This window comes from Streptomyces albipurpureus, from assembly GCF_023701525.1.
GTDB classification, from domain to species: Bacteria; Actinomycetota; Actinomycetes; order Streptomycetales; family Streptomycetaceae; genus Streptomyces; species Streptomyces albipurpureus.
In genome coordinates this window covers 26,424-47,198 of record NZ_JAMQAW010000091.1, presented here as the reverse complement: position 1 = coordinate 47,198, position 20,775 = coordinate 26,424, and the positions used below count along the sequence as shown (strand labels likewise).

20 protein-coding genes and 1 pseudogene are annotated in these 20,775 nt (G+C 68.6%); 19 read left to right on the top strand and 2 right to left on the bottom strand.

All coding sequences use genetic code 11. The features are described from left to right. The first annotated feature begins 165 nt into the window (after nt 1–165). The 15 genes from hypA (at nt 166) to NBG84_RS37150 (ending at nt 15,676) form a co-directional block, all read left to right on the top strand. On the top strand, nt 166–534 hold the full coding sequence (gene hypA, locus NBG84_RS37220; protein WP_250924142.1) for a hydrogenase maturation nickel metallochaperone HypA: 369 nt from the start codon (nt 166–168) through the stop codon (nt 532–534). Between the two features lie 18 nt (nt 535–552). Continuing rightward, complete coding sequence (gene hypB, locus NBG84_RS37215; RefSeq protein ID WP_250924141.1) at nt 553–1,455, top strand: hydrogenase nickel incorporation protein HypB; 903 nt, start codon at nt 553–555, stop codon at nt 1,453–1,455. Next, a complete protein-coding gene (gene hypF, locus NBG84_RS37210) occupies nt 1,449–3,788 on the top strand; it encodes a carbamoyltransferase HypF (protein ID WP_425608768.1) in 2,340 nt (779 codons plus the stop codon). Before hypB ends, hypF begins: the two co-directional genes overlap by 7 nt. Before the next feature lie 13 nt (nt 3,789–3,801). Continuing rightward, entirely contained in the window at nt 3,802–4,095 is a 294-nt protein-coding gene (locus NBG84_RS37205) for a HypC/HybG/HupF family hydrogenase formation chaperone (RefSeq protein WP_250924140.1), read from the top strand. Beyond that, nucleotides 4,092–5,216: a hydrogenase formation protein HypD gene (gene hypD, locus NBG84_RS37200; protein WP_250924139.1), complete on the top strand. Its 1,125-nt coding sequence runs from the start codon at nt 4,092–4,094 to the stop codon at nt 5,214–5,216. The genes NBG84_RS37205 and hypD overlap by 4 nt, the downstream gene beginning before the upstream one ends. A gap of 4 nt (nt 5,217–5,220) precedes the next feature. Next, nucleotides 5,221–6,294 (top strand): hydrogenase expression/formation protein HypE, encoded by a 1,074-nt coding sequence (hypE, locus tag NBG84_RS37195; protein ID WP_250924138.1) that lies wholly within the window; start codon nt 5,221–5,223, stop codon nt 6,292–6,294. A gap of 380 nt (nt 6,295–6,674) precedes the next feature. Beyond that, on the top strand, nt 6,675–7,403 hold the full coding sequence (locus NBG84_RS37190) for a restriction endonuclease (RefSeq protein ID WP_250924137.1): 729 nt from the start codon (nt 6,675–6,677) through the stop codon (nt 7,401–7,403). Nucleotides 7,404–7,570: 167 nt separating this feature from the next. Beyond that, on the top strand, nt 7,571–8,497 hold the full coding sequence (locus NBG84_RS37185) for a helix-turn-helix domain-containing protein (protein ID WP_250924136.1): 927 nt from the start codon (nt 7,571–7,573) through the stop codon (nt 8,495–8,497). A 119-nt stretch (nt 8,498–8,616) separates the two neighbouring features. Next, nucleotides 8,617–9,636 (top strand): ABC transporter substrate-binding protein, encoded by a 1,020-nt coding sequence (locus NBG84_RS37180; RefSeq protein WP_250924135.1) that lies wholly within the window; start codon nt 8,617–8,619, stop codon nt 9,634–9,636. After that, nucleotides 9,633–10,520: a siderophore-interacting protein gene (locus tag NBG84_RS37175; RefSeq protein WP_250924134.1), complete on the top strand. Its 888-nt coding sequence runs from the start codon at nt 9,633–9,635 to the stop codon at nt 10,518–10,520. Before NBG84_RS37180 ends, NBG84_RS37175 begins: the two co-directional genes overlap by 4 nt. Further along, nucleotides 10,517–11,626: a FecCD family ABC transporter permease gene (locus NBG84_RS37170; RefSeq protein ID WP_250924133.1), complete on the top strand. Its 1,110-nt coding sequence runs from the start codon at nt 10,517–10,519 to the stop codon at nt 11,624–11,626. Before NBG84_RS37175 ends, NBG84_RS37170 begins: the two co-directional genes overlap by 4 nt. 79 nt (nt 11,627–11,705) lie before the next feature. Beyond that, complete coding sequence (locus tag NBG84_RS37165) at nt 11,706–12,761, top strand: FecCD family ABC transporter permease (RefSeq protein WP_250924132.1); 1,056 nt, start codon at nt 11,706–11,708, stop codon at nt 12,759–12,761. A gap of 601 nt (nt 12,762–13,362) precedes the next feature. After that, nucleotides 13,363–13,779 carry a hypothetical protein gene (locus tag NBG84_RS37160; RefSeq protein ID WP_250924131.1) on the top strand — a complete coding sequence of 139 codons (417 nt, stop codon included), beginning with the start codon at nt 13,363–13,365 and terminating at the stop codon, nt 13,777–13,779. Then, nucleotides 13,776–14,780 carry an ATP-binding cassette domain-containing protein gene (locus NBG84_RS37155; protein WP_250924130.1) on the top strand — a complete coding sequence of 335 codons (1,005 nt, stop codon included), beginning with the start codon at nt 13,776–13,778 and terminating at the stop codon, nt 14,778–14,780. Before NBG84_RS37160 ends, NBG84_RS37155 begins: the two co-directional genes overlap by 4 nt. Then, nucleotides 14,780–15,676: an ABC transporter permease gene (locus NBG84_RS37150; RefSeq protein ID WP_250924129.1), complete on the top strand. Its 897-nt coding sequence runs from the start codon at nt 14,780–14,782 to the stop codon at nt 15,674–15,676. Before NBG84_RS37155 ends, NBG84_RS37150 begins: the two co-directional genes overlap by 1 nt. A 148-nt stretch (nt 15,677–15,824) precedes the next feature. Here the strand turns inward: NBG84_RS37150 and NBG84_RS37145 are convergent, their stop codons facing one another. Further along, the gene (locus NBG84_RS37145; RefSeq protein WP_250924128.1) at nt 15,825–16,247 is read right to left on the bottom strand and encodes a secondary thiamine-phosphate synthase enzyme YjbQ; all 423 of its coding nucleotides are present in this window, start codon (nt 16,245–16,247) and stop codon (nt 15,825–15,827) included. Nucleotides 16,248–16,322: 75 nt separating this feature from the next. Here NBG84_RS37145 and NBG84_RS37140 point away from each other — a divergent pair, with 75 nt between their 5' ends. Continuing rightward, nucleotides 16,323–17,405: an NAD(P)-binding domain-containing protein gene (locus tag NBG84_RS37140; RefSeq protein WP_250924127.1), complete on the top strand. Its 1,083-nt coding sequence runs from the start codon at nt 16,323–16,325 to the stop codon at nt 17,403–17,405. Between the two features lie 92 nt (nt 17,406–17,497). Here NBG84_RS37140 and NBG84_RS37135 read toward each other — a convergent pair whose 3' ends face one another. Next, the gene (locus NBG84_RS37135) at nt 17,498–19,342 is read right to left on the bottom strand and encodes an ABC transporter ATP-binding protein (protein WP_250924126.1); all 1,845 of its coding nucleotides are present in this window, start codon (nt 19,340–19,342) and stop codon (nt 17,498–17,500) included. A 256-nt stretch (nt 19,343–19,598) separates the two neighbouring features. Between NBG84_RS37135 and NBG84_RS37130 the strand changes: the two genes are divergently transcribed. The 3 genes and pseudogenes from NBG84_RS37130 to NBG84_RS37125 all read left to right on the top strand — a co-directional run bounded on the left by NBG84_RS37130 (nt 19,599) and on the right by NBG84_RS37125 (nt 20,766). Further along, nucleotides 19,599–20,084, top strand: a complete 486-nt coding sequence (locus NBG84_RS37130; protein ID WP_250924125.1) for a MarR family winged helix-turn-helix transcriptional regulator — start codon at nt 19,599–19,601, stop codon at nt 20,082–20,084. Next, nucleotides 20,054–20,252, top strand: a pseudogene (locus NBG84_RS41280) (ATP-binding protein); the annotation flags it as partial. The gene NBG84_RS37130 and the pseudogene NBG84_RS41280, both read left to right, overlap by 31 nt. Before the next feature lie 145 nt (nt 20,253–20,397). Then, nucleotides 20,398–20,766: a VOC family protein gene (locus tag NBG84_RS37125; RefSeq protein WP_250924124.1), complete on the top strand. Its 369-nt coding sequence runs from the start codon at nt 20,398–20,400 to the stop codon at nt 20,764–20,766. Nucleotides 20,767–20,775 lie beyond the last annotated feature (9 nt).

The following is a 20,775-nucleotide window of genomic DNA, read 5'->3' as shown; positions in this document are numbered from 1 at the left end:
CGGTTCGACCGGGATTCACTGCTGCCAATGGGGTTCCCCGGAGCCGGTGGTACGGCGTGGCTGCTGGTCGGCGCCGCCATCGGGCCGTGCAATGGAGCCGCTGCCACGCCGTGCGTCACAGCCGCTGTCAGCCACTGGAGAGCTGCCGTGGAATGAGGCGTACCGATGCACGAGATGTCGATCGCGGCCGCCGTTGTGGAGCAGGTGGGTCGGGTGGCGCTCCAGCGTGGTGCGACAGCGGTCACGACCGTACGGCTGGATGTCGGTGAACTCGCCGGCGTGGTGCCGCGGGCGTTGGACTTCTGCTTCGCCCTGGCCTGCGAGGGCACGGCGCTGGAGGGTGCCGCGCTGGAGACCAGGACCGTTCCGGCCCGGGCCCGGTGCGGTCCCTGCGATGTCGAGTGGCATCCGGGTATGCCGCCGGACCTGGTCTGTCCGCGGTGTGGCGGGGCACGGGCCGAGTTGCGAGCGGGACGTGAACTACATATCCGCGACGTTGAGTGGGCCGATCGCCCGCTGCACACCCATGGCTGATGAGGAAGGCGTATCCCCATGTGCCGTACGACCGATCTTCGGCAGGCGGTCCTCGCCAGGAACGACGACAGCGCGCAGGCGCTCCGGGCCGAACTGACGGCCAGGGGCGCCATCGCGGTGAACATGCTCTCCAGCCCCGGGAGCGGTAAGACGGCGTTGCTGGAGTCGGAGCTCGCCCTGGCGCGGGAGCGCGGTGTGCCCGTTGCCGCGCTGACCGCCGATCTGGCCACCGAGAACGACGCCAAGAGGCTGGCCCGCGCGGGCGTACCCGTGCGGCAGGTGCTCACGGACGGGCTGTGCCATATCGAAGCGGTGATGCTGCGGGGATACGTGGCGGGCTGGCTGCCTGCGCGGACCCAGCTGCTCTTCGTGGAGAACGTGGGCAACCTGGTCTGCCCGGCCGCCTACGACCTCGGCGAGTCGCTGCGTGTGACGCTGGTCTCGGTGACCGAGGGAGAGGACAAGCCGCTCAAGTACCCGGGGGCGTTCGGCCTGGCCAATCTGGTGGTGCTCACCAAGACGGACATCGCCGCCGCGGTGGGATTCGACCAGGAGACGTTCCTGGGCAATGTGGCACGGGTCAACCCCGGGGTGGAAGTGGTGTTCACCTCCGCCCGCAGCGGGCAGGGGATCGGGGTGCTGCTGGAGAGGGCTCTGGCGGTGCGCGACGGCGCCGAGGTGCACCGACCGGTGATGACCCGCACGGCAACCCACGACCACGCGCACTCCGCCACCGGCCACCGATCTCCCTCGCTCACGATCCAGCACCACGGCCACGGCCACGACCATGACCACGGCGACCACACCCACGCCCATGACCAGCAGTCACCACCGGCGCCCGCGTCCGCGGCCCCGCACCCCGATCACGATGCCCTGCCGCACTCCCATCGGTATGACCACCCGACCGTGGACCGGTGGTGACCCCAGCGGGGCCGACGACCCTCCCACTGCGACGAAGAGTCGCTGTCCAGGGCCAGGTGCAGGGCGTCGGGTTCCGGCCGTTTGTCTTCACCCTGGCATCCGAGCTGGGGCTCTGCGGCCATGTCCGCAACACCGGCGACGGTGTGCTCGCCGAGGTGGAGGGACCGCCGGACGCGGTGGACGCCTTCTGCCATCGGGTGGCATCCGACGCGCCTGCCCTGGCGCGGGTCGCGTCGGTGCGCCATGAGCGCATCCCCGCCACCGGGGTGAGGGGCTTCGCTATCGCCCCGTCGCGGGCGGATGCGACCTCGGGGCGAACGCTCATCCCTCCCGATGCGGCGACCTGCTCGGCCTGTCTGGCCGAGCTCATCGACCCGGCGAACCGCCGGTACCGGCACCCCTTCATCACCTGCACCGGCTGCGGGCCACGCTTCACCATCGTCACCGCGCTGCCCTACGACCGGCCAGCGACCACCATGGCCGGCTTCCCCATGTGCCCGCGGTGCGCTCGGGAGTACCACGACCCGACCGACCGGCGCTTCCACGCGCAGCCCGTCTCGTGCCATGACTGCGGGCCCCAACTCACGCTGGTCGCGGCGGGCCGTGCACCGCTGCGCGGTGGGACGGCGCTCACCCGGGCTCGCCAACTGCTGATGAACGGGGCGATCCTGGCCGTCAAGGGCGTCGGTGGCTACCATCTGGCCGCTGACGCCGGGAACGCTCACGCCGTGACCCTGCTCCGCCGTCGCAAGAACCGGGGCGACAAGCCCTTCGCCATGATGGCGCGTGAGGTCGCCGACCTTGAGCCGCTGGTGGACATCGATGCGGCCGAGCGTGCGGTGTTGACCAGTGCGGAGCGGCCGATCGTACTGCTGCGGCGCCGTCCGGCCGGCTCCACCGCCGCTCTCGCCGCCGCCTTGGATGCCCTGGCCCCGCGCAGCCCGGACCTCGGTGTGATGCTGCCGTACGCACCCCTGCACCATCTGCTGTTCGGTCTGCCGGGTGACCCGCTCGGGCCCCGGCTGCTGGTGATGACCAGCGCCAATCTCGCCGGCGAACCGATCGTCACCGACGACTCCGAGGCACTGGAGCGGCTGTCTCCGCTGGTGGACGCCTGGCTGACGCACGACCGCCCGATCCATGTGCCCTGCGACGACTCGGTGGTGCGGATCGTCGAGGGAGCGCCCCTGCCGCTGCGTCGCTCACGCGGTTACGTTCCCGCTCCGGTCCGCCTGCCGTTGTCGGTGGGGCCGGTGCTCGCGGTCGGTGGTGATCTCAAGAACACCCTCGCGGTGGCGGAAGGCCGCTGTGCCTGGCTCTCGGGCCATATCGGCGATATGGACGATCTGGCGACCCTGAACGCCTTCGATCGCGCCGCGGACCATCTCACCGCGGTCACCGGAGTGACACCCGTGGTGGTGGCCGCCGATCGGCACCCCGGCTACCGGTCCGGCAAGTGCGCCGAACGCCGCGCCCACGGCCACCGGGTGCACCGCGTACAGCACCATCACGCGCACATCGCGTCGGCGATGGCGGAGAACGGTCTCGACGGGAGCCGGCCGGTCATCGGGGTCGCCTTCGACGGTACCGGCTACGGAGATGACGGGGCGATCTGGGGAGGCGAGGTACTGCTGGCCGACTACGCGGGCTTCCGGCGCTTCGCCCACCTCGCGTATGTACCCCTGCCGGGTGGTGACACGGCGGTAGCGCGGCCCTACCGCATGGCACTGGCGCATCTGCGCGCCGCGAAGGTCCCCTGGTCCGCGGATCTCGCCTGTGTCCTGGCCTGTCCCGACGACGAACGCCGACTACTGGAGAGGCAGTTGGACACGGGGCTGAACTGTGTACCCACCTCCAGCATGGGCCGTCTCTTCGACGCGGTGTCCTCGCTGGCCGGGGTCTGTCAGCTCGCCGGGTACGAGGCGCAGGCGGCGATCGAACTGGAGGGCGCGGCGTATGCCCACGGCCCCGCGGACGGGTACCGCTTCACCGTGCGCCCCGAACCCGACGGGTGGATCGCCGACCCGGCCCCCGTGCTGATCGAAGCGGTGGCCGATCTGCGGGCCGGAGCGACGGTGGGCCTGGTGGCAGCGCGCTTCCACACCGCGGTGACGGAGTTGGTACGGGAGCTCTGCGCGGGAGCCCGTGAGCGGCATGGGCTGGAGACGGTCGCTCTGACGGGCGGGGTCATGGCGAACGCCCTGCTGCTGTCCGGCTGTGTGCGCGCTCTGGCGGCGGACGGGTTCACGGTGCTGCGGCACCGCGAGGTACCGCCCAATGACGGCGGACTGGCCCTTGGCCAGTTGATGGTGGCCGCACGGGCCGCCAACTGAGAGGAGACAGCCCATGTGCCTGGCGGTGCCCGGCAGGGTGATCGAGATCAACGAGCGTGACGGTACCCGGATGGCCGTTGTGGACTTCGGTGGAGTGGTGAAGGACGTGTGCCTGGAGTACCTCCCGGACCTCGCGGTCGGTGAGTACGCCATCGTGCACGTCGGGTTCGCGCTCCAGCGGTTGGACGAGGAGTCGGCGCGCAAGACACTGGATCTCTTCGCGGAACTCGGCCTTCTGCAGGAGGAGTTCGGCGATCCCTGGGAGTCGGCCGCGCACAGCGCGACAGCTGAGGAGGCGGAGCGGTGAAGTATCTGGAGGAGTTCCAGAACCCGGAGTTGGCCCGTGGCCTGTTGGATGACATCAGAGCCACCGTCACCCGTCCATGGGCGCTGATGGAGGTGTGCGGTGGACAGACGCACACCATCATCCGTCATGCGATCGACCAGTTGCTGCCCGAGGAGGTGGAACTGATCCATGGGCCCGGATGCCCGGTGTGTGTCACCCCGCTGGAGATCATCGACAAGGCCCTGGAGATCGCCTCTCGGCCCGGGGTGATCTTCTGTTCCTTCGGGGACATGCTCCGGGTGCCCGGCACCGGGCGCGACCTCTTCCGGGTCCGAGGGGAGGGCGGCGATGTCCGGGTGGTCTACTCACCACTGGACGCCCTGCGGATCGCGCGCGAGAACCCGGACCGCGAGGTGGTGTTCTTCGGCATCGGCTTTGAAACCACCGCCCCGCCCAATGCGATGACCGTGTACCAGGCCCGGAAACAGGGCATTCGCAACTTCAGCATGCTGGTCTCCCATGTCCGGGTACCACCCGCCATCGAGGCCATCATGACGTCACCCGAGTGCCGGGTGCAGGGCTTCCTCGCCGCCGGGCATGTGTGCAGCGTGATGGGCACTGGCGAGTACCCGGCCCTGGCCGCACGTCATCGCGTTCCGATCGTCGTCACCGGCTTTGAGCCGCTCGACATCCTGGAGGGCATCCGGCGGACGGTGGGCCAGTTGGAGCGCGGCGAGCACACCGTCGACAACGCCTATCCACGTGCGGTGCAGCCGCAGGGCAATCCGGCGGCGCGCGCGATGCTGGAGGATGTCTTCGAGGTGACCGACCGGGCCTGGCGCGGGATCGGCACCATCCCCCTCAGCGGCTGGCGGCTCTCCCCCCGCTACCGCGACCATGACGCGGAGTACCGCTTCGACGTCGTTGACATCGCCACCCTCGAACCCGCGGAGTGCCGCAGCGGCGAAGTGCTCCAGGGGCTACTGAAACCCAACGAGTGCGAGGCCTTCGGAAACATCTGCACTCCACGCACCCCCCTCGGCGCCACCATGGTGTCCAGCGAGGGCGCCTGTGCCGCGTACTACCTCTATCGACGCCTGGGCAACCCGGCAACCCCACTGGAGGCGAACCCCGTTGGCTAGCACCGTGTCCGATGTCAAAGCGCCCGCGGCGCCGGATCTCTCCGGCTGGAGCTGCCCCCTGCCGCTGCGGGACCATCCACGGGTGGTGATGGGGCACGGCGGAGGCGGCGCCATGTCGGCCGAGTTGGTCGAGCACATCTTCGTTCCGGCCTTCGGGGGTCAAACGCTCACCGATCTCGGCGACAGTGCCACGCTCACCCTCGGCGGAGCCCGGCTCGCCTTCTCCACGGACTCCTTTGTGGTTCGGCCGTTGTTCTTCCCCGGGGGGAGCATCGGCGACCTCGCGGTCCATGGCACCGTCAACGACCTGGCCATGAGCGGAGCTCGGGCGGCGTATCTGTCGTGCGGGTTCATCCTGGAAGAAGGGGTGGAGACAGAACTGGTCGGCAGGGTCGCCAGGGCCCTCGGTGCCGCGGCGCGCGCGGCGGGCGTCGAGGTGGTGACCGGTGACACCAAGGTGGTGGAGGCCGGACACGGAGACGGCATCTACATCAACACCTCGGGCATCGGGCTGATCCCGCCCGGAGTGGACATCAGGCCGCAGCGCGCCCAGCCGGGCGATGTGGTGATCGTCAGTGGTGAGATCGGGCTCCATGGCGTGGCGATCATGAGTGTGCGTGAGGGCCTGGAGTTCGGTGTGGAGGTGCAGAGTGACTGCGCGGCCCTCGGTGGCCTGGTCGAGGCGATGCTGGCGGTCACACCCGATCTTCATGTTCTGCGCGACCCCACCCGGGGCGGCTTGGCCGCGTCCCTCAACGAGATCGCCACCGCGGCCGGCGTTGGCGTACGCATCCAGGAACGCGCGGTGCCGGTGCCCCCTCAAGTCGCCAATGCCTGTGCGATTCTGGGCCTTGACCCGATGTATGTGGCCAATGAGGGCAAGCTCGTTGCCTTTGTCCCCCGCGAGCACGCGGACGCGGTACTCGCCGCGATGCGGGCCCATCCCCTGGGTGCCTCGGCCAGTGTGATCGGTGAGTGCCTGACGGAGCATCCGGGAATGGTGGTCGCGCGTACCGCGTTCGGTGGCACCCGGGTCGTCGATCTGCCGTTGGGCGAACAACTGCCGCGGATCTGCTGAGGCAGCCGGTAAGTAGCGCTCGCGCGGGCGCCACTGGGACCCGTGCGAGCGCGTGGCGCCCATGGCTGCGGCTCGCCGGGGACCAGTGGGACGGCCCACTCGGGGGTCGCCCGTCGAAGCCGGCAGCCAGGGAACGGCACGTCAGCGGCGGCTCGGTCAGCGGACCGGCTGACCGGCGCCCTGGCAGGCCGGGCCGTCTCGACACCGGCCGTGCGCCTGCCTTCTGAAGGAGCGTGAGGCGCGGATTGAACCCGATCGGGGCGGGCAGATGGGCACAGGAAGCGATCTTGTGACACTGACACTGCCCTGGGAGTTGAGTGCCGCTCATGACGATACCCGCGCGCCGGCCGAGAGCGGTTCGCCGGAGACCGGCCTTCAGCATGCGTCAGACCGTCCTGGCCTTCGGGCTGGCCGCGGCGGTGATCTGCGGTGCGGGGCTGCTGCTGAAGTCCTTGCTGCAAGCCGCAGGCCAGCAGCGGTTGTTCGGACCCGTGGTCCTGGTGGGTGGGGCGCTGCTTCTCGCTCTGTGGATACGGTCGCGGCGCCGGGTTGGTCCGCGGCGCGGTGTCGATCCGCACTCGTACCACCCGGAGCCGTACTCCGAGCGGCCGCCGGCGCCGCTCGGCCCGGAGCACCCGGTGGCCCTGTCACCGGAGCCGGCGCCCCCGGCTCCCGTCGAGCCGGAGGTCACGCCCGCGGAGCAGGAGGGCGAGGTCCTCGCCGCTGAGCCCGGGGACTTCGGGGCCATGGACCCGGAAGCCTTCGAGGTGGCCATCGCCGCGCTGTGCGAACGGGACGGGTGTCGGGACATCGAGGTCACGGGCGGTGCTGGAGACCTTGGCGCCGACGTGGTGGCAACAGCCCCGGACGGCAGGCGGGTCATCATCCAGTGCAAGCGCTACGGGCCGGTCAACAAGGTCGGGTCGGGAGATATGCAGCGCTTCGGTGGCACCTGCTTCTCCGTGCACGAGGCGCAAGTCGCCGCCGTCGTCACCACCGGCGAGTTCACCCAACCCGCGCTGGAGTACGCCGAGCAGTGCGGAATCGTCTGCGTCGACCACCACGCGCTCACGGCCTGGGCCCGCGGTGAAGGGGCGGCGCCCTGGTAGGTCCAACCCCGGGAGCGGGCGTGGTGAGCCCCTCCTTGACGCACCGCCCCCAGGCCACGGAACACCGAGTACGGCTCCGCTCAGGGCATGGGCATGGGCATGGGCAGACCCCAGGCCAGGCGGATCACCCCCCAGCCCTTCGACATAACCAGGTATCGTCACAAAACATGACGGTAAAGCGACAAGAGCCATCGTCGGTACGGCTCTGGGGTGCACCCACTCTGGAACCCGACGCCTGGACCGAGTACGTCCCCACCGGGAACCGGCAGGTCGACGACCCCTGGCTCCTCACCACGGGCACCTTCGCGACGCCCGAGCCGATGGAGTGGGAGGAGATGGCGCACCACGAGCCCGAACTCCTCTGGTCCAGTACGGGCAATGTCACGGTCGAGGCCGCCGGACACCTCTGGCTCGTACCGCCCACCCTGGGGATCTGGCTACCCTCCGGTATGCCGCATCGGGTCCGGGCGAGCGCTGGCGCCATCACCTATGCCACCTATCTCAATCCCTCCCTCATCCAGATCAGCTGGCCCACGGTCACCGGAATCCCGATGAGTGCGCTGCTGCGCGAAATCCTGCTGCACAACCAGCGGACCTCGATGCCCGATACGGAGCGGCTTCGCCTCCAGCAGGTGGGGGTGGATCTCCTGAAGCCCGCACAGGCGGCCTCGCTCGACATCCCCCTGCCCAAGATGCCGGAGTTGCGTCTGGTGGCGGAGAGGATCATCGCGGACCCGGCGGACAACCGGACCACCGAGGAGTGGGCGCGGGAGTTGGGACTGAGCGGCCGAACCCTGATGCGGTGGTTCCAGCGGGACACCGGCGTCAGCCTCACCCAGTGGCGCATCCTCGTCCGGGTTCGCTCCGCGCTCATCGACATCGCGGCGGGCAGACCTGTCGTCTCCGTCTCCCGCCGACTCGGCTATGCCAACCCGAGCACCTTCATCGACCTCTTTCGCCAGGTGACCGGCCATACGCCCGCCGCCTACTTCCGCTCGGTGAGCGGGCTGGACGACTCCACCCCCTTACCCCTCGCACCCCGACCCCGCACACCATCCACGACCCCGTCAGCCTCGACGGCAACCGTGTCGTAAAACCAGAACAGGCTGTCGCCATACCCTCATGGGAACTGGGATACCTTACTTAGGTAAGCCTGCCCTAAGCCGCAATTGCCGGTCCTTTGACCACCGCGCGGCGTCCCTGAAGGAGTCCGATGAACCGCCGCACCACCCGTGGGCCTCGATCGCTGAGACTGAGGTCCCTCACACTGACGGCGGTCACCGCCGCCGCCGTGTTGACCATCAGCTCCTGCTCGGCCAATGCGGCGGACTCGGGGAAGGACGCGGGCAGCAAGACCCGCACCGTCACGGATATCGCCGGCGAGGTAGAGGTCCCCGCGAAGCCCGAACGCATCGTCTCCGTCGACTTCTACTCCCCCGCCGCGTTGGTGGACCTCGGCATCAAGCCGATCGGCGTCGTCGAAGGCTTCAACGACCCCGACCCCGACCTGCGACCGAAGGTCTACCACGAGGCACTCAAGAAGACCGCGACCGTCGGCACCTACTACGAGCTGAACATCGAAGCCGTGGCGAAGCAGAATCCCGACATGATCTTCGCGGAGACGCGCTTCCTCAGGAAGGGCGAACTCAAGCGGCTCCAGGGCATCGCCCCGGTCGTCCAACTCGATGCCTCAGGGGTCGGCGCCTGGGAAGACCGATCGTTGATGATCGCCGCAGCCGTCGGCAAGGCCGACGAGGGCAAGCAGCAGCAGGCGACGTTCAAAAAGCGCGCGGACGAACTCAAGACCAAGTACGCCGACGTGCTGTCGAAGAACGAGATCGCCGTGTTCGGCTACGGCCAGGACCATTCCACCTGGGGCACCTACCCCGCCGGGCACTTCTATGTCCCGGCCTGGGACGCGGTGGGAGCGAAGTTCCGTCCCTTCACCAAGGGCGAGCACAAGGGCGAACCCGGCACGGTGAGTCAGTGGCTGTCGATCGAGCAGATCGGCAAGCTCTCCAACGCGGAGATCCTGATCCACGCCCACGGCAGCCAGGACTTCGTCAGCTCCCTCTCCAAGAACACCGTGTGGAAGAACCTCCCGGCGGTGAAGAAGGGGATGGTCTTCGAGAACGTCCCGGCCGCCGTGGTCTCCTCCTTCAACTGGGGCACGGAGAACTTGAACCAGTTGGACAAGGTCCTGGCGCAGATCGACGCGAAGGCGAAGTCATGACCGACACACCCGCCTACGTTCTCGCGGAGGTGACCCAGCTGGCCCCGCTGTCACCTGGGATGACCCGCGTCACACTCCGAGCCGACGAGCTCCGCAGCTACCCCTCGACTCGGGTGGGCGACGAGTACGTCCGCGTCCACTTCCCCGACCAGGGCGCCGAACCCGTCATCCCGGAGATAGGCCAGGACGGCAACTGGCACTACCCCGAAGACCGCTTCCCGCACATCGCCCCGTACACGATCCGCCGGTTCGACCCGGCGGCCGGCGAGGTGGACATCGACTTCGTCCTGCATGGACACGGCCGCGCGGCGAGCTGGGCGGCCGGTGCCCGGCCTGGGAACCGGATCGTCTTCGGCACACCCCGACGGCTGTACGAACCCCCTGCCGGGGCCGCCCGACAGATCTTCGTCACCGATGCCACCGGCCTCCCGGCGCTCGGCCGCCTCCTGGAACAGCTCGATCCCACCACCGAGGCCACCGCCGTCATCGAGGTCGCCGACGCCTCGCACATCATCGAGCTCGCCAGCTCCGCCCAGCAGCTCGATGTCCGCTGGATCCCCGGTCGGGGAAACGGCATCGGTCCCAGTGCGATCACCGAAGCGCTGCGCGAACTCACCATCGCGCCCGACACCTATGTCTGGGTGGCCGGTGAGGCAACGGAGCTGCGCACCGCACGGCGGTATCTACGCCATGAACGCCGCTTGCCCACCGAGTGGTACTCGGTGATCGGCTACTGGAAGTACCGGCAAGAGGAGTGGCTCAAGCGCTACGAGGCCCTCGACGCCGCCGCGATGGACCGTCTCACCAGCGCCCGGGAGAGCACTCCCGACCAAGAACTCGCACGTGACCTCTACGAAAGCCAGCTGGAGCGTCTGGGGCTATGAGCACCACAGTGGCCGCCGCTCCGGCCGGGCGGCCCGGACGAGCAAAGGCCCCGTCGTCCGGGCCGTCCGGCCGGGACGACGGGAAGGGCCAGCGCCCGGGACTCGCCCGTACCAACGCGGGCCGCTCCCTTGGACTCCTGATCGCCGTTGTCACCCTCGCGGTGTGTCTGCTGGGAAGCCTGGCCATCGGCGCCAGGTCCCTCCCCCTCCCGGACGTCTGGAACGCGCTCTTCGCCTTTGACGGGTCGGAGGCCGCCTTCATCGTGCGTGACCTCCGGGTGCCCCGCGCTCTGCTCGGGCTGATCGTCGGGGCCGCCCTGGGTGTCTCCGGCGCCCTCATCCAGGCGCTCACCCGCAATCCGCTGGCCGACCCCGGCATCCTCGGTGTCAACGCGGGCGCCGGATTCGCCGTCACCCTGGGCATCGCCTTCCTGGGACTGACGTCGTTCGAGGGGTACCTCGCCCTGTCCTTCGCCGGAGCGATCGTCGTCACCACGGCGGTGTACGCACTGGGCTCTGCGGGCCGGGCGGGTGCGACACCCGTCAAACTGACCCTCGTCGGTGTCGCTCTGAGCGCGGTGCTCGCCGGAATCTCGTCCGCGATCGCCCTGCTGCGGCCCGATGTCTTCGACGAGATGCGCGGCTGGGCCGCGGGATCACTCGCCGCCCGGGGTTGGGACACCTTCTGGAACGTCCTGCCCTTCATCACGGTGGGACTGGTGCTCGCCCTCCTCTCGGCACGATCCCTGAACGCGGTCGCCCTCGGTGACGATCTCGCCCGGTCCCTGGGCGCGAGTGTGGGCCGCACCCGTGTGGTGGTGGTCATCGCCGTCACCCTGCTGGCGGGGGCCGCCACCGCGGCAGCCGGTCCCATCGGCTTCGTCGGCCTGATGATCCCGCACATCGCACGCTGGTTCGTCGGGCCTGACCAGCGCTGGATCATGCTCTACACCATGGTCTGCGCGCCGATTCTGCTGGTCCTCTCCGACACCGTCGGACGGATCGTCCTGTCCCCCCAAGAACTCCAGGTCGGCATCGTGACCGCATTCATCGGCGCGCCCGTGCTGATCCTGCTCGTCCGCCGCAAGAAGGCGAGCGGCTTGTGAGCACCGCGCCCCCCGCGCACACCGCCGAGAACGTTCCCGCAGGTCCTTCAGCCCGCCCGTGCGAGAAAGCGAGCGGACTGTGAGTACCGCCCCCTTCAACTTCGGCAGACCCACCCTTGTTTCCCGCGGTCGCCGCTGGTCGTTCCGCTTCGATGTACGCACCGCCCTCACCTGTGCCGTCTTCCTGGTTCTCACCGCCGGCGCGGTCCTGGTCTCCCTCGCCTACGGCACCTATGAAATCCCCTTGGGCGACGTGATGCGGGCGCTCGCGGGAAACGGAGAGGGCGGCGCCAGAACGGTCATCGTCGAGTGGCGGCTGCCCAGGGCGCTCCTCGCCGTGCTCTTCGGCGCGGCGTTGGCGATCGCCGGGGCGGTCTTCCAGTCGATCAGCAGAAACCCCCTGGGCTCACCCGACATCATCGGTTTCTCCTCCGGTTCCTACACCGGGGCGCTCGTGGTCATGCTCATCAGCGGTGGCGGCTACTACCAGGTGGCCGCCGGATCACTGCTCGGCGGGATCGCCACCGCGTTCCTGGTCTTCGTCCTCGCCTATCGCCAAGGGACGCAGGCATTCCAGCTGATCATCGTCGGTATCGCGATCTCGGCCATGCTCGGTGCCTTCAACACCTGGCTCATCCTCCGGGCGGACATCGAGGAGGCCATGCTGGCCGCGGTCTGGGGTGGCGGCTCGCTCAACAGCCTGGGGTACGACCAACTCTGGCCGGTCCTGGCCATCCTCGCCGTTCTCGTACCGCTGACTCTGGCCACCGGCCCGTCGATGCGGCAGTTGGAACTCGGCGACGACGCGGCATCCGCTCTCGGTACTCGTACCAACGTCATACGGCTGGTCGCGGTCGTCCTCGGGGTGGGGTTGACCGCGCTGGTGACGGCGTCCGCCGGGCCGATCGCCTTTGTCTCCCTCGTCGCACCGCAGATCGCCCGGCGGATCACCCGCACCTCGTCCGTGGCACTGGTGCCATCCGCGGTGCTCGGAGCGTTCCTGCTGGTCGTGGCCGATCTCATCGGCCAGCGCATCTTCGCTCCGGTGCAACTGCCGGTCGGCATCGTGACGGTCTCGATCGGCGGTATGTACTTCGTCTGGCTGCTGGTGCGCGAAGCCCGCAGGAACAGCTGACCCCGCGTTCAGCCGAGGAAGTCGAAGAGGTGCTCGGCCCGCCCCGCACGATCATCGCCGATCCGGTCACGGGTAGCCCTCCCGTCATACCGTTGGGAAGCGCGGAACGGGTCTGGCGCCACCCGGCTCACCCAACCGGTGGACGCCCCTTCGGGTCACCGCGCGGAACGGGTGAAGGCCTGCCGGACGGGCCCCAACGCTGTGGTGACCGCGTCCATCACACCGCTGCGGAGCTGGCCGGACGGCGCATCGAGTTCCCAGCGGAGCAGGGCGGAGTATCGTGGAAATCGATCGAAGGAAGCGGTCGGATCTCCCGCATCCGGTGTCGGTCGTCTGTTGTTCCAGGAATGAAGTGTTCCAGGAATGAAGCACGGTCCGGTGGCCCTGCTGTTGTGAACGGTTCAGAGCTTCATGGTGGTCACGATGAGGTGGGTGCTGTCGACAGGGATCGAGTTCTGGGCCAACGGCTCCGCACCGCGCGCTTCGGAGCGTACGCGGTGAGTCGGCGATCCATCATCCCCCATGCGGCACGTCCTCCCGCGGGTGGTCGCCACGCACACCCGTCCATGACCGAGCGTGTGTAGAGGAGGTGTCCCCGGCGATGGATGCGGAACGTGCCGGCCGGGTGGTTTCGGCTCTGCGTGCCCGTGGTGTGATGGCCCATCTCGTTGAGGCGGGGGTCTATGAGTTCGGTGTCCGGGTTGTGCTCGACGAGGGGATCGAAGCGCTCTGGGACGTCGATGGAGCGGCAGGGCTCGACGCGGAGATCGTCAGCGAGGGCGTCCTGATCGGCTTCGTACCCCATGTACCCGGCTCGGAGGCATTCGGCGAACAGCAACTCGTGGACGCCATCGCCCAGACGAACTACTCGCTGGAAGGACTCCACCCGCCGGCCGACACTCCCACCGCCGACCATCGGACGGAAGGCCTCCAGCCGCACTCCACACCTCCTCCGCCGCCGCCTCCGGTCGCCCGGTATCAGCGCCGGGCCCACTGGATTCGGCGTGAGCGGCCATGACGGCACCCCACCGGGACCCGGCCCCGGCTCCCTATGGCCCAGAGGGTCCGGAGTCCGAAGTCATCGTGCGTACGGCTGACCTGACCAAGGTGTACCCGGAAACAGACTTCGCGGCGGTCGACCGGATCAATCTCAGGGTGCGCCGGGGAGAGATCTTCGGTCTGCTGGGCCCCAACGGTGCCGGGAAGACAACCACCGTCGGAATGCTGACCGGGCGCGTCGTGCCCACGGGCGGAGCCGCGTTCATCGGCGGAATCGACGTGGTCCGCCAACCCACCCGAGTCAAGCAGATCATTGCGGCGGTCACCCAGCAGAACACCCTCGACCGCTCCCTGACGGTGTGGGAGAACCTGTACTTCCACGGGCTCCTCTTCGGCATCCCCCGCCGCCAGTCCCAGCGGACGGCCACCGAACTCCTGGAGGAGTTCCATCTCACCCGGTGGCGAGCCTCCTCGGTCCAGGCGCTGTCGGGCGGCATGGCACAACGCCTGATGCTCGCGCGCGCCATCTTCCACCGTCCCGCGGTGCTCTTCCTCGACGAGCCGACCGCGGGCCTGGACCCACAGGGGCGGCTGGACCTGTGGGGAGTGCTGGAGCGTCTGATCGCCGATGGCCAGACCATCTTGCTCACCACACACAACATGGAGGAGGCGGACCGGCTCTGCGATCGGGTGGCGATCATCGACCACGGTCGGGTGCTGGCCCTGGACACTCCCTCAGCTCTGAAGCGAGGGCTCGGCGCGGACACCACCGTCACCGTCATCGCGAACGGCCCCGCTCAGAAACTGGCCGACCAGTTGCGCCACGACATCCCCCGCGTCGTCCGCACCAGGTTCATCGATGGCGGAGTCGAACTCCAGGTCAAGGGCAACGACCGGCTGCTGCCCAAGGTGGTGGCCAGCGCGGAGAACAGCGGTTTCGAGCTGATTGACCTCTCCCTGTCGGAGAGCACCTTGGAGACGGTGTTCATCAGCCTGACCGGGAAGGAGTTGCGGGACTGATGTCCGCATCCAACGCAGCCCCACCGTCGATGAGTCCGCTCCCCCGCCGTATCGACGCGGTACCCCAGCGATCCCCTGCCGCTGCCGGACGCTCCGCACTCGCCGCTCTCATCCGACGGGATCTGACCGTACTGAGGAAGAACTTCGGCGAGTTCGTCGGCCGCACCGTCATGCAACCGTTCCTCCTGGTGTTCGTCTTCCTCTATGTCTTCCCCCTCATCGGCCAGGGTGTCGGCTCCGCCGGAGGGAAGGCCGGGGAATCCACCTTCGCGACCATTCTGGTCCCCGGTGTGGTCTCCGTCGCCATCATGTTCCAGGGCATCCAGTCCGTCGCCATCCAGATGTCCCAGGAGTTCGGTTTCACCCGTGAAATCGAGGACCGGGTGCAGGCCCCCTGCCCCATCTGGCTGGTGGCGGTGGCCCGAGTGCTGTCGGGCGCGGTCCAGGGACTGATCTCGGCGGCCATCGTCCTGCCGATCGCGGCCGTGGTGCACGCCCCGGGCGTCGAACCGCAGCTGAACATCCACTGGTGGATCGTGCTCACCCTGATTCCGCTGTCCTGCATCGCCATGACCTCGCTGGGACTGCTGTTGGGGACGACCTTCGAGCCGCGCAACATCGGTGTGATGTTCGGATTCGTGGTGCTGCCGCTCGTCTTCCTCGGGGGCACCTACTACCAGTGGACGCAACTCTCGCTGGTGGAAGTGGGCGGATTCCACTGGCTCCAGGTACTGGTTCTCATCAATCCACTGATCTACATCAGCGAGGGAATGCGGGCCGGGTTCACCGATGTATCCCATATGTCGTTGTACATCGTCTACCCGGTACTGGTGGGGTTCTGTGTGCTCTTCCTGAGTCTGGGGCTGCGCAACTTCCGGCGCCGTGTGCTGTCCTGAACAGGGGCGGACGGAGGAGCGGTCATAAGCCGGGACAGTCCTGACGAGCACGACTGCCGATGACGGGTCCCCACCCGCCGCCGTGGAAGCGAGACCGTCCACCACCTAGCCCCTCAGGCCCGAACGGGTCACTCACTCCACAGCCGCGTCAGCCCAGGAAGCTCAACCGCACCTGCCGCCGTGGGTTGTCCCGGTTCGTATCGACCAGGCACACCGACTGCCAGGTGCCGAGTTCCAGTCGGCCGGCGATCACCGGCAGCGTCGCATGAGGCGGCACAAAGGCCGGGAGGACATGGTCGCGGCCGTGGCCGGGGGTGCCGTGGCGGTGTTGCCAGCGGTCGTCGGGTGGGAGCAGTGTGTGGAGTGCGGCAAGGAGGTCGTCATCGCTGCCGGCGCCTGTCTCGATGATCGCGATCCCGGCCGTGGCGTGCGGGACGAAGACGTTCAGCAGACCGTCCCGGCCTCCCGCGGCCTCGTGGAGGAACCGCTCGCAGTCCTCGGTCAGATCGGTCACGGTCTCCGCCTGGCCGGTGGTCACGGACAGCAGCTGGGTGGTGAAGGGTCCGGGCATGGGCCCATCATCCCGCAGCCGGGCCTGGGAGCGTGGGTCGGGAAGATCCGCGAGTCCGAAACCGTTGGTAGAGGCGTGAACAACTCCGGGGTGCGGGATGTGGATGTCGTGGTGATCGGCGCCGGGCAGGCAGGGCTGTCCGGCGCCTACCATCTGCGGCGCTCGGGGCTACGCCCCGGCCGTGACTTCGTGGTGCTGGACCATGCGCCCGGTCCGGGCGGCGCCTGGCAGTTCCGGTGGCCTTCGCTGACCTTTGACAAGGTCCACGGGATACACGCGCTACCCGGTATGGAGCTGACGGACGCCGATGGGACCCGGCCGTCCGCGGAGGTGGTCGGCGCCTATTTCGCCGCGTACGAGGAGCACTTCGAGCTCGCGGTCCAGCGGCCCGTCGATGTCAGCGCCGTTCGGGAGGGCGAAGGTGGGCGGCTGCTGGTGGAGACCTCGGCGGGGGTGTGGTCGACGCGGGCGGTGATCAACGCGACCGGTACCTGGGATCGGCCGTTCTGGCCGCGCTATCGGGGACAGGAGACCTTTCGGGGACGGCAGTTGCACACCGCTCAGTATCAGGGGCCGCAGGAGTTCGCGGGGAAGCGGGTGATCGTGGTCGGCGGTGGTGCGTCGGGGACCCAGCATCTGATGGAGATCGCGCCCTACGCGGCAGCGACGACATGGGTGACTCGACGGCCTCCGGTGTTCGTCGAGGGGCCCTTCGACGAGAACCGCGGCCGGACGGTGGTCTCCATGGTGGAGGAACGGGTACGTCAGGGGCTGCCACCGCAGAGTGTGGTCTCGGTGACCGGGCTGCCTGTCACCGAGGCCATTGAACGGGCGCGTGAGCAGGGAGTTCTCGATCGGCGGCCGATGTTTGAGCGGATCACACCGACGGGTGCCAGCTGGCCCGACGGGCGGACCGTGGCGGCGGATGTCATCCTCTGGGCCACCGGCTTCAGGGCGGCGATCGAGCATCTTGCGCCGCTGAGGCTACGGGAGACCGGTGGTGGCATTCAGATGGATGGGACCCGGGCCGTGCGGGATGAGCGGATCCATCTGGTGGGATACGGCCCCTCTGCCTCGACGGTGGGGGCCAACAGGGCCGGGCGGGCAGCGGTCCGGGAGATCCGGCGACTTCTGGAGCGGGCGCCCGCCCTCGGCTAGGGACCGGAGCCGTCGAGACGAGCTCAGAACGGTGACCGAGTGCTCCGTGGTTCCCGCCCGGCCGTGGAGGCGCAGGGCGGGCCGCGTCAATGTCAGGGCGTGGCCGGTGCGGTGGCTCGGGCGCCCCGGTGGATCGGTGCCGCCGCCTCCGCGTCCCGGCGCACCAGTGCGGTGTACCGCCCGTCCAGGCCCAGCAGTTCGTCGTGGGAACCCCGCTCGGCGATGCGTCCCGACTCCAGCACGACTATCTCGTCGGCATCCCTGACGGTGGAGAGGCGGTGGGCGATGGTGATGGTGGTGCGCCCGGCGGAGAGGGCGTCGATGGCCTGTTGAACGGCCCGTTCGGTACGGGTGTCGAGGGCGCTTGTCGCCTCGTCCAGGATGAGGACGGGCGGGTCGCGCAGGATGGTGCGGGCGATGGCAAGCCGCTGTTTCTCCCCGCCGGAGAAGCGGTAGCCCCGCTCCCCCACCAGGGTGTTGTATCCGTCGGGCAGCGACGCTATGTGCTCGTGGATCTGCGCTGCTCGGGCGGCCGCCTCGATTTCGCTGTCCGTGGCGTCCGGCTTGGCGAACCGCAGATTGTCACCGACGGAGGCGTGGAAGAGATAGGTCTCCTGGGAGACCACCCCCACCGCGCGCGCCAGGGTGTCGAAGTCGAGGTCGCGCACATCGATCCCGTCGAGCGTGACCCGGCCGGCGGTGACGTCGTAGAGCCGTGGCACCAGATAGCTGAGGGTGGACTTCCCGGAACCGGTGGAGCCCACGACCGCGAGGCTGCCCCCTGCGGGAACGGTCACATCGAGGTTGTCGAGCGTGGGAGCGGCCTGGTTGCGGTCGTAGGCGAAGGTGACACCGTCGAAACGGACCTCGCCGCGGATCTTGTCGAGCCGGACCGGTTTGGCCGGTTCGGTGATGTCCACGGGTAGGTCGAGGTACTCGAAGATGCGCTGGAAGAGGGCGAGCGAGGTCTGCATGTCCACTCCGGTGGAGAGCAGACTGACCGCGGGCCGAAAGAGGCCCTGCTGGAGCGAGACAAAGGCGACGAGCGTGCCGATGGAGATCGTCGGGCCGCCCCCTTGGAGAACGAAGCCGGCTGCCCAGTAGATGACCGCGGGCATCGCGGCCATCACGATGCCGATGATGGACATCCGCCAGCGGCCCGCCATGCTGGAGCGCACTTCGAGGTCGACCAGCCGCTCGGACTCCTTGGCGAAGGAGTCGGTGAGCGAGTCGGCACGACCCATGGTGCGGCCCAGCAGAATGCCGCTGACCGACAGCGATTCGGTGACGGTCGCGGCCATGGCGGCCATCTGCTTCTGCCGTTGGGTCGTGATCCTCTTGCGCTCCCGGCCGACCCGGCGGCTGATCGCGATGAACACCGGCAGTAGCAGCAGGGTGACGATCGTCAGTCGCCAGTCGAGGGCGAGCATGGCCACCACGGTGGCGATGACGGCTGTGAGGTTGGAGACGAGTGAGGTGGCCGTGGAGGTGACCGTGGCCTGCATTCCGCCGATGTCGTTGGCGATCCGCGACTGCACTTCACCGGTGCGGGTCCTGGTGAAGAAGGCGAGCGGCATCTGCTGGAGCTGGCTGTACACGGCCGTGCGCAGATCGTGCATCACGCGCTGGCCGACGGTGGTGGAGATCAGTGTCTGGAGCACTCCGAAGACGCTGGTCATCACCGCGGCGACGATCATTCCCAGCGCCAGCAGGGTCAGCAGGCCGGTGCGGCCCTCGGGGATCGCGGTGTCCAGGATCTCGCGCAGCATGAACGGCGAGGCGACGGACACCAGCGACGCCGCACCCACGAGCAGGCCGACGACGCCGAGCCGGCCGCGGTAGGGACGGAAGAGCCGCAGAATGCGGCGCACCTGTGCGGGCGGTTGGTCGTCGTCCTTGGCTGGGGGCGTCCAGGTGAGGGGTTCGGGGGGGTGCATGGGCTCCTTCGGGGGCGGGAGAGCGGGCGGACGGTGAAGGGTTAGTCGCAGTATCCGCGGCCGGTGTGGCTGTCGCCGCTCGACGAGTGGCAGTCAGGCGAGCCGGCGGAACGGGAACGCCACTGGGCGCCCCGAGCCGGGCTGGGCTCACTCATGGAAGGGGAGTGAACCGTTGGCGAGCCCTGGAGCTCACTTTGAGAGCCTAGCTCACTGTTACCTATCTTCACAATGAATGAACTCCTGATATTGTTCCCTTATGAGCACCCCCGACGCCGACGGCCTTCTGGCCGAACAGCTGCTGCGGCTGAGCCGACGACTTCATCGCAGCCAGAAGCGGCAGCTGGAATCGGTCGGTATCGCGATCACTCCCGCGCAGTCCCGGCTGCTGCGCACCCTGACGTGCTTCGCTGATGAACCTCCCCGGATGGCCGATCTCGCCGCCCGCCTCGAAGTGGTGCCCCGGGCGGTGACGAGCCTCGTGGACGGTCTGGAGGCGAGCGGCTGTGTGCGGCGGATGCCCGACCCCGCCAATCGACGGGTGATTCGGATCGAGCTCACCGACACCGGCCGCAGCGTGCTCAGGACCTTGGGTGATGCGCGCCGAGCGGCGGCCGAGGACATTCTGGCTCCGCTGACCGGCGAGCAGCGAAGGGTTTTCGGTGAGCTGCTGTCCTCCCTGGTCGACGGGGCGGCCCAGGACTGCTGGGCTTCGAGCGCTACGAAGGAGGCTCCATCATCCTGACCTCGAACAAGACCTTCAGTGAGTGGGCCGGGTCTTCGGCGGCGAGGTTCCGCCACCGCCATCCTTGATCGACTCCTGCGCCACTGCGAACTCGCCGCCATCGACGGCCCCAACCACCGGCTCGGGAATCGCCTCCGGGCGATCGCACACGAGACCGGCATCGCCTGACCCGGGTCCCCGCCGTTCGACGCTTGGCCGAGTGAGGTCCCGAGCTCCAGGGATACGGTCACGGAAGGCTCCGCGCCCCTCTCAACCGCGGGCAACCGCCTCTAGAGTGGCATCGAGAACGTTCACCGAGCGGTCTGGGGATTCCATGCCTGCGCTGATGAAGCTGATCGCGATAAACCTCGATTGCCCCGATCCATTGGCGCTGGCGTCGTTCTACCAGCAGGCCACCGGCCTCGAACCCCACCCGAAGTCCGACGCCGACTTCGCCGGTCTCCACGGTGACGACGGACTCTTCATCGGATTTCAACGAGTCGGCGACTACCGGGCTCCGAGCTGGCCTGACCAAACCGTTCCTCAGCAACTCCATGTCTGCTTCCAGGTCGAGGACCTGGATGAGGCTGAGGCCCGGGTGCTGGAACTGGGCGCCAGCAAGCCGCAGCACCAGCCCGACAAGGACAAGTGGCGGGTCCTCATCGACCCGGCGGGTCACCCGTTCTGCCTCGTGACATCCTGACTGGCTCGG